Genomic DNA, 13,107 nt, shown 5'->3' on the forward strand with positions numbered 1-13,107 from the left:
AGACGTATATATTGAACATCTGACCGTAAGGTCACATCAGATGTTCGATTTCTGAAAAGTTGATGGGAGACGTTGCATCCAGTGATATAGGTGTCACTGAGATGTGACCTTTTTCTATGGCGTGAACATCAGTGCCTTCTTCGGCTGTGTGTATAAGGTCACCTGCTATCCAGTAATATGGCCTTCCCCTTGGATCGCGGCGTTCCTCCACATCCGTCTGGAAGAACTTGCGAGCAAGTTTTGTGATTTCAACTTCAGAGTCCTCTTCCACAAAATGGGGGATGTTTATGTTCAAAAGGTCGACATTCTCAGGCAGACCATTTTTAAGGACCTTTTTTGCAACACGGTTCACGAATTTGACACCAACATCGAAGTCATGCTGGAAATCCCGGAGGTCATCGAATTTCAATCCCTCTTCGGTCACCTGCAAAGATGCAGCAATGGCAGGGACACCATAACTTGCACCTTCCAGTGCGGCTCCGATGGTCCCGGAGGTCGTAATAGTATCTGTGCTGATGTTCTCACCGATATTGAAACCGGAAAGGATCAGGTCAGGCAATTCCTTCATGATCGTAAAGATGCCGAGAATAACAGAATCAGTTGGAGTGCCACCGATGGCATGCACTTCAATACCATCAATGGTCGTACGGGTTATACGCAGTGGTTCGAATATGGATATGGAGCGGCCCACACCACTTTGTTGCATTGCTGGTGCTGAGACGGTGACATCACCGAGGTCGGACACACTACGATAAGCTGCCCTGATACCGGCAGCATACACGCCATCATCATTGGTAAGAAGGATTCGTTTTGACATTGTACATTCTTTGTTCTTTGGAGTATTATAGTTAATGGAACAAGAATAGAAAAGAGAAGAAGTATGAATTTAAAAGGAATAGGGAAAGAATTGCTGCAAGCAAATGTACTTTACACAGAGTGTAACAATTCTGTCTCAGATCTCAGCTTATTATAAGTTGCATTGAAAGAACTCTCAAGGAAACCAACGAACTGGCCACCATTTACCTCTAGCTCATTTTCATTGATAGATTCCATAACCTCAGGATCATCGATGATCGGGTCACATATATAGACCTGAAGATCACCTGCAGCATCCATAAAGACAGATGGTCGGACACCAGTATTGTTGTATTCTTCTACTACGCCTCTGAAAACCAATGACATGTATTTTACTGCTTGCATCATGAACACCATCCCTTCATACCCGATTTACAAAATCATGAACATGCATATAATAGGCATGTCCATTGAATGGAGGCTATTACAGATAATTACGTACACATGTGGACACACGGATGAGAGGCAATGCCAAATATCACCATCGTGCGCCATTGATAAGAAATATACATATTTAAAGTTTTGAAGATAAACTGCTAAAATGAGAAATGTATTTAAACCATTGAAGGATACGGGTAGAACACGTGTCACTAATTATTTAATTTACACATCATGATCATAGAATAACGACTACAGTTGGAATCATTATGCTTGAAGATGAATATCAAATCGATTTTTTCTCTGATAACGGTTTTGTTAGAAAACAGTGCCCCAAATGTGGTAGTTTCTTTTGGACACGAGACATGGAAAGGTCTACCTGTGGAGATGCACCATGCGACCCTTATTCATTTATTGGGAACCCCGTGTTCAAAAAAGAGTTAGAGCTCCCAGACATGCGAGAATTCTACCTGAACTTTTTTGAAGAGCAGGGCCATACCCGGATAGAAAGATACCCAGTCATCGCCAGATGGAGAGATGATATATACCTGACAATTGCGTCAATTGCTGATTTCCAGCCATTCGTCACATCAGGCCAGGTTCCCCCACCCGCGAATCCGCTGACGATCTCCCAGCCATGCATAAGGCTTTCAGACCTTGATGCTGTGGGAAGGAGTGGAAGACACCTCACCACTTTCGAGATGATGGCACACCATGCCTTCAACACGAAGAACGAGGAAATATACTGGAAAGAGCATACCCTTGAACTGTGTGACGGACTTCTCAATGCCCTTGGCGCGGACCCACTGGCAGTCACCTATAAAGAGGAACCATGGGCAGGCGGTGGAAATGCAGGAGCATGTGTTGAAGTGCTCATTGGAGGACTTGAGGTCGCAACCCTTGTGTTCATGAACCTCAAGAAGGACAAAAATGGAGATATCGACATCAAAGGTGACATGTATTCCAAGATGGACAATTACATAGTGGACACCGGATACGGACTGGAAAGGTTCGTCTGGGCTTCAAAGGGCTCACCCACCATTTATGATGCTATTTTCCCCAGTATTGTGAACGAACTGATGGGACTTGCAGGAATCGAACACAAGCTAGAGGACAATGAATATTCACTTATCCTTTCACAGAATGCACGTCTTGCAGGACTTATGGACGTAAGTGAGAAGGCAAACCTATTGGAACTGAGAAAACAGGTGGCAGCAAGCATTGGCATCCCTGCGGACAAGCTCAATTCCATCATGGAGCCTGTGGAGAACGTCTATGCAATAACTGACCACACAAGATGCCTGACGTTCATGCTTGGCGATGGCATCATACCATCCAATGTGAAAGCCGGATATCTGGCAAGACTTGTCATACGCAGAACCCTCAGGATGATGAAGGACCTTGACATAAAGATCCCGATTTCTGAGATAGTACAGATGCATATCAACAACCTGCCGGAATATCCTGAATTCCGGGAAAGGTTCGATGTGATCAAGGACATCCTCCAACACGAGGAGCGTAAGTTTGCGGAAACTCTCGAACGTGGAAGAAGAATGATGGAGAAATCCGCCAGACATTACAAAGAGAGCGGTGAGAAAATACCATTGGAAACCATCATCGACATGTATGACAGTCACGGCATACCACCAGAGATCTCAAAAGCGGTAGCATCTGACGTAGGTGTCGAAGTCGACCTGCCAGATAATTTCTATTCCCTTGTTGCAGACAAACACAGCCAGTCCGAAGAAAAGGAAGAGAAAGTAGTTCCTTTCGCTGACAGGCTCTCAAGGTTGCCCAAGACGAAGAGACTGTTCTACGATGAGCCTAACAGAATGGATTTCGATGCAGTGGTCCTTGATGTGTTCGATAACCACATAGTGCTTGACAACACCCTGATGTACCCGGAAGGCGGAGGACAGCCAGCAGACCACGGAAGCCTTACGGTCGAAGATGTTGTACTGAAAGTTGTTGACACCCAGATGTATGATGGCGTAGTTGTGCATACCATAGACGAGATAGAGGACGAGCTGCACATACGAAAAGGCGATATGGTGGTCGGCAGAGTTAATGAAAAGCGCCGTATGGCGCATGCAAGACATCACACTGCAACCCATATAATCAATGATGCTGCAAGAGAAGTTCTTGGCAGCCACATCTGGCAGACAGGCGCACAGAAGTTCGCAGACCGCGCACGTCTTGACATTTCACACTACAAACGTATCACCCAGGAAGAGGCAAACCAGATAGAGCTTATTGCAAACCGCACAGTCATGGAGAACAAGCGTGTCATAAGCGACTGGATGGACAGGACAGATGCCGAGCAGAAATACGGATTCCGACTGTATCAGGGAGGAGTTCCCCCGGGAAAGATGATACGAGTACTTCAGGTCGGAAACGATATCGAGGCATGCGCAGGTACGCACTGTACGAACACCGGTCTGGTAGGCCCGATAAAGATACTGAAGACAGAGCGCATACAGGATGGCGTAGAACGTCTGGAATACGCAGCTGGTGAAGCAGCAGTTGTTGCCATGCAGGATCTTGAATCCCTTGTACGCGATTCATCTGAAACGTTGCGAGTATCTGCAGAACAGCTTCCTTCGACAATCGAGAGATTCTTCGATGAATGGAAGGAACTTAAGAAAGAGAACAACAAGCTCAAGGAAGAACTTGCACACTCAAGGGTCAGCCAGCTTGTCAACGATGCTGAAGATGTGAACGGGATTCGCATCATCACAAAGGCAATACCTCATGCTGACAGCGAAGATCTCACAAAGACAGCCGGAGAGCTTACACAGGAAAATGATGTTGTTGCGATCCTTATCAGTGAGATGGATGGCGTGAAGATCGTCGCAGCTGCTGGAAATGATGCTGTGAAAAAGGGCGTTAACGTTGGTGCCATAGTCAAGGAGATGTCAACGATGGTCGGCGGAGGCGGCGGAGGCCGTCCTAACATGGCACGCGGCGGAGGAACAGATCATTCAGGCATGGACAATGCATTATCACGCAGTGTCGAGCTTTTGAAAGAACAGCTCAATTAAGAACATTGATAAGATACATAGGTGCCTTTTTTGGCACTTGAAGCCAAACGTCCACAGGTCAGTGTTCCTGACCTGAAGGCATCTTTTTTACTTTTATATCATTGTAATTCAAATACATTCTTTTCTCTTTGAGCCATGTGCCACAAATATATCATTCACAAATATCTTATTGATATAATGGAACATTTGTTGCCGATCTGAAAGTGTATATTCACATCTGAAAAGATAGGTTTTTTTGAAAAGGTTAATATTACAAAAAAAACAATAATGACCTAAGTAATTGGATGAGGGTAAGATGTCTGAGGAAGAAACAACTAAGATCATAGAAACACTTTGTGAAGAACTGGCATCGAAGAACACACTGATGCTGGCGCCTTTGAATGTGTTTAGCGAGAGAATGATCTATTTCTACACATATTCTGCACTTAAATGCAATCCTGAAAAGAACATTGTGTGGTTATGCCTGAAGACCTCAAGGAAACATGTACTCGAAAAGTTCGAGGAGTACGGGTTCAAGATCAATGACCACATTGAGAGAATGTGGTTCATTGATATCGAAGGACCAGGCAAGAACGACCCGAATACATTCTATTGCGGTTCTGCAACCGATTACATCAAGATCGGATCACACGCATCGAGGATATTCGACGATAAGCCGGGTTCCATCATGGTCCTTGACGACCTTACAGTACTCTCAAAGGATAACCTACAGGTAGTTGAGAATTTCATCAAGTTCCTCGAGAGAAAAGTTCGCGATAGCCAGGGAAGTATTATTTCAATGCTTGGCAAAGGCATACTTCCGCCAGAGACAGAAGGACTCATGCGGTCGTTCTTCGATATTATAATAGACATTACGGAGAAAGGGAACTTTCACACTGATATTGGAATGAAGAGCCTTGATGTTCATTACACCATCGTGGACGGGAAGATCGATCTCGAATATACCCAGAAGAAGATAGATAAAGAAAGGCTCAAGATACTTGTAGTGGATGACGAGCCGGACATCCCGGAACTTATCAGGCTTTCACTTGCAACTGAACCTTACGATTTCATTGTGGCATACAATGGAGAGGATGCAGTCAAGAAATCCATTGAGGAGCTTCCAGACCTTATACTATTGGACATCATGATGCCGGACATGGACGGATATGAGGTTGTCGAAAGGTTGAAAGAAGACCCGTATGCAAGGGATATTGCGGTCATAATGGTATCTGCAAAGACCGAGATAGAGGACAAGCTTAAGGGAATGGAGCTTGGAATTGATGATTATATCTCAAAACCGTTTGACAAGAGGGAGATCAATGCCCGCATAAAGATGGTCATGAAAAGATTTGGCTGGGAACCGGAACTGGCCGAACAAAATTAATCCTCTTTTCAACTTTTTTGGAACAAGCAATGATAATGTGCAATATTTGAGTTCCAACCAGATATTTTAAATATTCTAAAACCTCTCAATCTATCAAAATACATAGATACTTTTTAATAATAATTGGAGTGTTTTAATGACAATTCCTAAAGAATACGATTCTCACGAAATAGAAGAAAAATGGCAAAACGACTGGGATATGTCAATGTATCATTTTGACTGGAAAGACGAAAGTCGTCCCCAGTATATCATTGATACCCCACCCCCATACCCTACTGGAAATTTCCACATAGGGAACTCCCTTAACTGGTGTTATATCGATTTTGTTGCCCGATACAAGAGGATGCAGGGCTTTAATGTGATGTTCCCGCAGGGCTGGGACTGCCACGGCCTCCCTACCGAAGTAAAGGTGGAGGAAACCCACGGCATTACAAAGAATCAGGTACCTCGTACAGAATTCAGGCAAATGTGTGAAGAACTGACCGTAGGCAACATTGACAAGATGAGAAAGACAATGCATCGTCTTGGTTTCTCAACTGACTGGAGCAATGAGTTCGTCACAATGGAACCTGAGTACTACGTCAAGACACAGATATCTTTTGTCAAGATGAAAGATATGGACCGCGTGTACCAGTCAGAGCACCCTGTAAACTGGTGCCCAAGATGTGAAACAGCTATTGCTTTTGCAGAGGTCGAATACGATTCAAGGGATACCAAGCTTAACTTCCTGCACTTCGACAAGCTGGAGATAGCCACGACAAGACCGGAACTGCTTGCGGCATGTGTTGCCATTGCCATCAATCCGGAAGATGAGCGTCATAAGCAATACATCGGACAGACAATGAAAGTACCACTGTTCGGTCATGATGTAGAGGTCATAGCTGACAAGGACGTTGACCCAACATTCGGTACAGGTGCGGTCATGATCTGTACCTTTGGTGACAAACAGGATGTCAGATGGTGGTTAGAACACAACCTCCCGTTGAGGAAGGGCATTGACAAGAGCGGGATCATCACCGAGATAGCCGGAAAATACGCAGGAATGACAATACCTGAATGTAAAGCAGCTATTATCGAAGACCTCAAGAGCGAAGGATATCTCTACGAGCAGAATACGCTTGAGCAGAATGTCGGAATGTGCTGGAGATGCAAGACACCTATAGAGATACTGTCCGAGAGGCAGTGGTTCGTCAAGATCGACAATGATGAGATACTCAGGACAGCAGACGAGATCGAATGGCTGCCTGAATACATGAAGGTCAGGCTTCAGAACTGGACCAATACCATGGAGTGGGATTGGTGTATCTCACGCCAGAGGATCTTCGCAACACCAATACCTGTCTGGTATTGTAAGAAGTGTGGCGAGGTCATGGTCGCTGAAGAGGAATGGCTTCCTATCGACCCTACACAGCAGCAGCCACCTGTGGCATGTAAGTGCGGCAGTGAGGATTTCGAACCGGAAGAGGATGTCCTGGATACGTGGATGGATTCGTCCATCACTGCGTTACACGTTGCAGGATGGCTCAGCGATAAGGAGATGAGGAACCCAACACAGTTGCGTCCACAGGGACACGACATCATTCGTACATGGTCTTTCTACAGCATACTCCGTTCAATGGCACTTACCGGCGAGAAGCCCTGGGAGTCCATACTCGTCAACGGGATGGTCCTCGGAGAGGACGGACATAAGATGAGTAAATCCCTCGGAAATGTCATCTCCCCTGAAGAGGTCATCAAGGACCATAGTGCTGACGCATTCAGGCAGTGGGCAGCAGTAGGTGGCTCCACAGGCTCCGATGTGATGTTCAGATGGAAAGATGTGGTATCAGCATCTCGGTTCTTTACTAAGATGTGGAGTATATACAGGTTCTCAATGTCACACATCGAAGACGAGCTTGCAGAGATCACATCCGGCAAACCGGAGAAACTCAATGTCATCGACAGATGGCTTTTGAGCAATCTTAACAGGCTCATCAGTTCGGTCACCGCAAGCCTTGATGCATACCAGTTCGACGAGGCATACAAATCCATAAGGGGATTCGCATGGGAAACCCTTGCAGATAACTACATAGAGCTTGTGAAGTCCAGGCTGTATGGTGAGGACAAGGAAGCACGCAGGGCAGCACAGTACACACTGTATGTTGCCATTGATGGACTCTCACGCATGCTTGCGCCATTTGCTCCGTTCTTTGCAGAGGAGATGTACTCAAGGATAGGAGAGGGAAGCATACACGTTCAGGAGTGGCCAGTTGTTGATGAGACACTCATCGATGAGGCTATAGAGAAGGACGGAGAGCTTATCAAGGACCTTGCAGGCAGTATCAGAAGATACAAATCCGAATCTGGCATGGCACTCAACGCACCCCTTGAAAAGATCGAGGTCTATGCCTCCCTTGGAGATGCTTCAGACCTGACAGGTGTTACGAACTCGACCGTGGAGATCATTAGCGGTGAGCCGGACTTTGAACATGTGCCGGTGAGCGTTAAGCCGAACATGGCCATCATCGGCCCGAAGTTCAGGAAACAGGCAGGGGCCATAATCAAGACCCTGACATCCATGGACCCTGTGGAAGTTGCAGATATTATCTCAAAAGGAAACATCAACATCAATGTAGATGGCGAGGATATCGAGCTTGAACCGGAAAGTGTGGCCATTGAGAAAGAGGTCATCTCTGCCGGAAGGGCTGTTGATGTCCTTGATGTCAACGGAACTGTCGTAGTGATAGTTCGCTGACCAAAACAGTTATTTTATCCCCCGCGATAGTTTCCTATAACTATTCGCGGGGGTATTTTTATGAATTGTAAAGAATATAGAACTATTTTGATAGCTACCGACGGGTCGGTAAATGCAGAGAAGGCCGTGATGTCGGGATTGAAGATCGCGTCATCATGCGGTGCCAGTGTTCTTGCGCTTTATGTTGTGGAGATGGATTCCATTGGGATCACTCCTGAAGCAGTGCACAGAGACTATCTCGCTGCAATGGAAGTCGCTGCTACTGAACACATGACAAGTGAGCAGTGGAGGGAATTTGCCCGTATCGCAGATGAGAAATGGAAAACTGAAAGACACAAACATCTTATGGAGAAGGGAGAGAGGATCACCGCCTATGTGCAGGACCTGGGAAAGTCCCTCAATATCGATGTAAGGTCCATTATCGAAGAAGGGCATCCGGCAGCTACGATCCTAAGCACGGCTAAAAAAGAGAATGTGGACATGGTGGTGATCGGTACGCTTGGAATGACCGCAGACGGCACGTTCAAACTTGGTAGTGTCGCTGATAAAGTTATCAGGAACTCACCGGTGGAAGTACTGGCGGTCAGATAAAAAGAGAAGAAAAATTATAAAGCAGGCATTTTAAAAAATCATGCCTGCTCTTTTGTAAGACGTTCTGCGATCTCCAGAGCAATTCCTGCCACTTCCACTGCATCTCTTCCGAGTATGCGGATCATTGGTTCTTTACCTACACCGCCTTCGTCATAGATGATGACAGGCACACGACCATACGAATCGATGGCATAGGTCACTCCCCAATCCATGGTATGTGTGTCCTCAGGCTCTTCCGCACGGCTGAAAGATGAGATGGTAAGCCCCATGTCCTCACAGATGGCAAGCACGTTCTTAGAATAGCAGATATTCACTGCTGCACGCATATTGGGATCGAACTCCATCGCAGCCAATACTATACGTGCCACATGACTGCTTGCCCCTAAGCTGACACATCCTACGACCTTGGGTTTGCCCTGAAGCTTCACGATCCTTCCGTTAACTGCAGCTACATCCTTCACTTCCCTGGCATGAGGTATTGCCATGGCGATATTACAACCGACCTCTGCAACAAGGCTGGCGAAGTTAACATCATCTTCCAGCATCCTGACAGCTTCCTCGGTGTTCCTCAACACGCTTTCTTTTGCTGCCATTGTATGGAGATAGCCCATCTGGTTCACCGGACCCACGCCTTTGCCAATGTTCTTGCTCAAAAGGATGCCATATTCTACGAACTCCTTGGCACCAATTGCGGCATCCTGCAGAGAATAACCTCTTGCAAGATAGGAGGTCAGCGCTGCTGAATAAGTGCAGCCTGAACCATGGGTCCCACCTTCGATCAACTTGCCAGGCACTTCTGTGAACGCATCGGTCACTGAATCGTAGATAAGGTCCACCCCATCGGAATGACCGCCAGTGATGATAACTGCCTTCACCCCAAGGGAAGCTATAGCTTTTGCAGCTTCCATGGCATCCTCACGGGTAGTTATGGACATACCTGAAAGGGTCTCTGCTTCGCTGATGTTAGGAGTTACAGCATAGCTTATGGGTAAAAGTTCATCTTTAAGGATAGATACAGCATCCTGTTCGAGAAGATCTCCACCTGCCTCTGCGGCCATCACAGGATCAACGACAACTTTAAGGCCATACTTTTTCACACGATCTGCAACTACCCTGACAATATCTGCAGATGAAAGCATACCGGTCTTTGCCCACCTGACGTCCATATCAGTGCATACTGCATCCACCTGGTCAGATACCACGGTTGGAGGTAGCTCATAAGCACTCTGAACGCCTGTGGTGTTCTGTGAGGTCACTGAGGTGATGGCACATGCTCCATGCACATACAGGGAAGAAAGGGTCTTGATATCAGCTTCAATGCCTGCACCGCCACCGGAGTCTGAACCGGCGATGGTCAATACAACGGGAATGATCTCCATCTCATCCATTTTTAAGCCTTCTCTTATCATAAGGTCTAAGATTGAACTTTTTGGATAAAAAACAAGTGGTTATTTAGAAGTGCAATTCACACATCGATGAGGAGGAGTGATATATGACCTCAACTATAATAGGTTTGAAATGATATTGCGTATTTCGATAGGTTTATATATTGTATTTACAACATTGGAGCTTCAAGTTAAGAACTAAACGCTTATCAAGTTCAAATACAACATAAGGAACTATAAATTATAATTTCATTACCACAATTGGGGCAATAGATATGGGAAACAGACCTCTGGATATATTGAATGATTCATTGAACACATCAGTGATTGTAAGATTGAAGGGCGCAAGAGAATTTAGAGGCGTACTTCAGGGATATGATGTCCACATGAACCTTGTTCTGGACGAAGCAGAAGAATTAAAGGACGGAGAGATCGTTCGCAAGATAGGTGGAGTTGTTATCAGAGGAGATAACGTAGTCTACGTGTCTCCGTAACCTATATGAACAATAGATGCATCAGGAGAAATCCACGGATATAATTATTACAATTTACCAGTAGTAGAGATAGGCTGCAAAATACATATTATATAATACAAAAGGGTGATTAAAAGATGTCAAAAGGTACTCCATCAATGGGTAAGAGGCAGAAACGCACACATGCAAAATGCAGACGCTGTGGAAGCGTTTCACTCAACATCCATACAAAACAGTGCACTTCATGCGGATTCGGAAAAACATCACGCATGCGAAGCTACCAGTGGCAAAGAAAGTGCAAATTCTAAATCGAGTTTTCTCATTTGGAGCATAAATGAAAGAAGAATGTGGTGTTGTCGGCGTGTTGATGCATAAAGCTGATGCGCAGGCAAAACCCGCTTCACTCCAAATATATTATGCACTCTATGCTTTGCAGCATAGGGGACAGGAATCCACAGGAATTACGGTAAAGAACGGAGATAAACTCAAGTCCATCAAGGGCATGGGTCTTGTCCCGGAAGTATATTCCAAGGATGAACTGTTGAAGCTCGAAGGTAGGCTCGGTGTCGGACATGTTCGATATTCGACCACCGGAGATTCTAACATAGTTAACTGTCAGCCTTTAATGGTGAACTACAAGAATGGAAATCTTGCCATCGCGCATAACGGAAATCTTGTAAACGGAGAGGAACTTCGGGATGAGCTGGAATCCGAAGGACGCATTTTTATAACTAGTTCTGACACAGAGGTCATAGCTCACCTTCTTGTCAAAGCATTGCTAATACACGACCCCCTTGAATCCATCAAGGCTGTTATGTCAATGCTCAAAGGTTCATATTCACTCGCCATTATGATAGACGATCGACTTTTCGCTGTGAGGGACCCACTGGGATTCAAACCACTATGCGTAGGAGAGATCGACGGCGGATATGTAGTTGCATCGGAAAGCGTTGCCATCGACACACTCAACGGTAAATTGACAAGGGATGTCAAAGCCGGTGAGGTTGTGGAGATAACGGAAAATGGTTTTGAAGGCCATCAGATGTTAACTGAAAAGAACTGTGCTCACTGTGTTTTTGAGTACATCTATTTTGCAAGGCCGGATTCGATCATTGACGGTCAGCTTGTGTACAAGGTTCGCGAGCAGATAGGCAGAGAACTTGCAAAAGAACACCCGGTAGATGCGGATATTGTATCCCCCGTACCAGACTCAGGGATCACCTCTGCAATAGGTTATTCTGATGAATCGGGCATCAATTATCGGGAAGGATTGATGAAGAACCGATACATAGGACGTACTTTTATCCTCCCGGGACAGGAAATGCGGGAAACAGCAGTTCGTCTTAAGATGAACACAATAGCTGAGAACCTCAAGGATAGAAAGGTCATCATCCTCGATGACAGTATTGTTCGCGGTACAACATCCAGACGTATAATCGAAATGGTACGTAACGCGGGTGCAAAAGAAGTACATGCAAGGATAGGAAGCCCTGCTATTATCGCACCGTGCTACATGGGCATTGATATGGCTACAAGGGAAGAGCTCATTGCCGCTCAAAAGCCTCTTGATTATGTGAAAAATGCCATCACAGCAGATTCACTCGGATACCTCAGCATAGAAGGTCTTATCAAATCAATAGGTATTGACAGGAAAGAACTTTGTCTTGGATGCCTTACAGAACGATATCCGATAAAGATAGTTGGCGAAGAGTGTTCCCGCTAACAGCTCCGATCTGAAAGATCAGAGAGCAACATAATTAATTCACATACTCTTTTTTTGGAAATAGCTCTCGATCTGTAACCACAAATAGCCTATCATTATACCAAGCACGACCCCTGCTATCACGTCAGAAGGGTAATGCACACCTGCAAACACACGACTTAAAGCCATTGCAATTGCACCTGACCAAATAAGAATACCATATTTATTTGCTACCGGATACAAGAACATAGCTGTTGCAAAGGCAGCTGTCGAATGTGCACTTGGCATGGAATAGCCCGAGGCTTCCACAACAAATCGAACATCTTCCGGACGGGGTACCATTAACTGTGATTTGATCAATGCGACCGCCTCCACCAGGAAAAGCATCATCGAACAATAATAGAGAGCTTTCTCCTTTGAGATCGATATGAACAAAATAGCAGCTATCAATACCCACAATATATCAGCCCCTGCCACTGACAAAAATACCACAATGGGATCAAAACCAGCATAAGAGTTCAGGATATGCAGTATCTGAGCATCCAGGGATGAGAACGACATAAATAATTGTAGGAGCTGTAT

At 45.5% G+C, this 13,107-nt stretch carries 11 protein-coding genes; 7 read left to right on the forward strand and 4 right to left on the reverse strand.

Features of this window, described 5'->3' with window-relative positions:
• Positions 1–31: 31 nt before the first annotated feature.
• Both surE and KDK67_RS01765 read right to left on the reverse strand, forming a co-directional pair.
• On the reverse strand, positions 32–817 hold the full coding sequence (gene surE / locus KDK67_RS01760; RefSeq protein WP_250867126.1) for a 5'/3'-nucleotidase SurE: 786 nt from the start codon (positions 815–817) through the stop codon (positions 32–34).
• Positions 818–927: 110 nt separating this feature from the next.
• Complete coding sequence (locus tag KDK67_RS01765) at positions 928–1,203, reverse strand: hypothetical protein (RefSeq protein ID WP_250867127.1); 276 nt, start codon at positions 1,201–1,203, stop codon at positions 928–930.
• A 299-nt stretch (positions 1,204–1,502) separates the two neighbouring features.
• On the opposite strand from KDK67_RS01765, the gene alaS reads away from it, so the two are divergent.
• From alaS to KDK67_RS01785, 4 genes are all read left to right on the forward strand, one after another.
• Positions 1,503–4,274 (forward strand): alanine--tRNA ligase, encoded by a 2,772-nt coding sequence (gene alaS / locus KDK67_RS01770; RefSeq protein WP_250867128.1) that lies wholly within the window; start codon positions 1,503–1,505, stop codon positions 4,272–4,274.
• 295 nt (positions 4,275–4,569) lie between these two features.
• Positions 4,570–5,640, forward strand: a complete 1,071-nt coding sequence (locus tag KDK67_RS01775; protein WP_250867129.1) for a response regulator transcription factor — start codon at positions 4,570–4,572, stop codon at positions 5,638–5,640.
• 136 nt (positions 5,641–5,776) lie between these two features.
• Entirely contained in the window at positions 5,777–8,374 is a 2,598-nt protein-coding gene (locus KDK67_RS01780) for a valine--tRNA ligase (protein ID WP_250867130.1), read from the forward strand.
• 60 nt (positions 8,375–8,434) lie between these two features.
• Positions 8,435–8,965, forward strand: a complete 531-nt coding sequence (locus KDK67_RS01785) for a universal stress protein (RefSeq protein WP_250867131.1) — start codon at positions 8,435–8,437, stop codon at positions 8,963–8,965.
• A 38-nt stretch (positions 8,966–9,003) separates the two neighbouring features.
• On the opposite strand, the gene thiD is transcribed toward KDK67_RS01785, so the two are convergent.
• Positions 9,004–10,344: a bifunctional hydroxymethylpyrimidine kinase/phosphomethylpyrimidine kinase gene (gene thiD / locus KDK67_RS01790; RefSeq protein ID WP_250867172.1), complete on the reverse strand. Its 1,341-nt coding sequence runs from the start codon at positions 10,342–10,344 to the stop codon at positions 9,004–9,006.
• 281 nt (positions 10,345–10,625) lie between these two features.
• On the opposite strand from thiD, the gene KDK67_RS01795 reads away from it, so the two are divergent.
• The 3 genes from KDK67_RS01795 (at position 10,626) to purF (ending at position 12,546) form a co-directional block, all read left to right on the forward strand.
• Positions 10,626–10,844, forward strand: coding sequence for an LSm family protein (locus tag KDK67_RS01795; protein WP_250867132.1), 219 nt, complete (start codon positions 10,626–10,628; stop codon positions 10,842–10,844).
• A gap of 116 nt (positions 10,845–10,960) precedes the next feature.
• Entirely contained in the window at positions 10,961–11,131 is a 171-nt protein-coding gene (locus KDK67_RS01800) for a 50S ribosomal protein L37e (RefSeq protein WP_172363997.1), read from the forward strand.
• A gap of 26 nt (positions 11,132–11,157) precedes the next feature.
• Positions 11,158–12,546 (forward strand): amidophosphoribosyltransferase, encoded by a 1,389-nt coding sequence (purF, locus tag KDK67_RS01805; protein WP_250867133.1) that lies wholly within the window; start codon positions 11,158–11,160, stop codon positions 12,544–12,546.
• A 39-nt stretch (positions 12,547–12,585) separates the two neighbouring features.
• On the opposite strand, the gene KDK67_RS01810 is transcribed toward purF, so the two are convergent.
• Positions 12,586–13,086, reverse strand: a complete 501-nt coding sequence (locus tag KDK67_RS01810) for a phosphatase PAP2 family protein (RefSeq protein ID WP_250867134.1) — start codon at positions 13,084–13,086, stop codon at positions 12,586–12,588.
• Positions 13,087–13,107 lie beyond the last annotated feature (21 nt).

Origin of the sequence: Methanococcoides seepicolus, from assembly GCF_023684405.1 — an archaeon.
Classification (GTDB): domain Archaea; phylum Halobacteriota; class Methanosarcinia; order Methanosarcinales; family Methanosarcinaceae; genus Methanococcoides; species Methanococcoides seepicolus.

Bases quoted from the DNA above. Each gene is read 5' to 3' on its own strand.
- surE (WP_250867126.1), bottom strand. From the start codon at position 817: ATGTCAAAACGAATCCTTCTTACCAATGATGATGGCGTGTATGCTGCC.
- KDK67_RS01765 (WP_250867127.1), bottom strand. From the start codon at position 1,203: ATGATGCAAGCAGTAAAATACATGTCATTGGTTTTCAGAGGCGTAGTA.
- alaS (WP_250867128.1), top strand. From the start codon at position 1,503: ATGCTTGAAGATGAATATCAAATCGATTTTTTCTCTGATAACGGTTTT.
- KDK67_RS01775 (WP_250867129.1), top strand. From the start codon at position 4,570: ATGTCTGAGGAAGAAACAACTAAGATCATAGAAACACTTTGTGAAGAA.
- KDK67_RS01780 (WP_250867130.1), top strand. From the start codon at position 5,777: ATGACAATTCCTAAAGAATACGATTCTCACGAAATAGAAGAAAAATGG.
- KDK67_RS01785 (WP_250867131.1), top strand. From the start codon at position 8,435: ATGAATTGTAAAGAATATAGAACTATTTTGATAGCTACCGACGGGTCG.
- thiD (WP_250867172.1), bottom strand. From the start codon at position 10,344: ATGGAGATCATTCCCGTTGTATTGACCATCGCCGGTTCAGACTCCGGT.
- KDK67_RS01795 (WP_250867132.1), top strand. From the start codon at position 10,626: ATGGGAAACAGACCTCTGGATATATTGAATGATTCATTGAACACATCA.
- KDK67_RS01800 (WP_172363997.1), top strand. From the start codon at position 10,961: ATGTCAAAAGGTACTCCATCAATGGGTAAGAGGCAGAAACGCACACAT.
- purF (WP_250867133.1), top strand. From the start codon at position 11,158: ATGAAAGAAGAATGTGGTGTTGTCGGCGTGTTGATGCATAAAGCTGAT.
- KDK67_RS01810 (WP_250867134.1), bottom strand. From the start codon at position 13,086: ATGTCGTTCTCATCCCTGGATGCTCAGATACTGCATATCCTGAACTCT.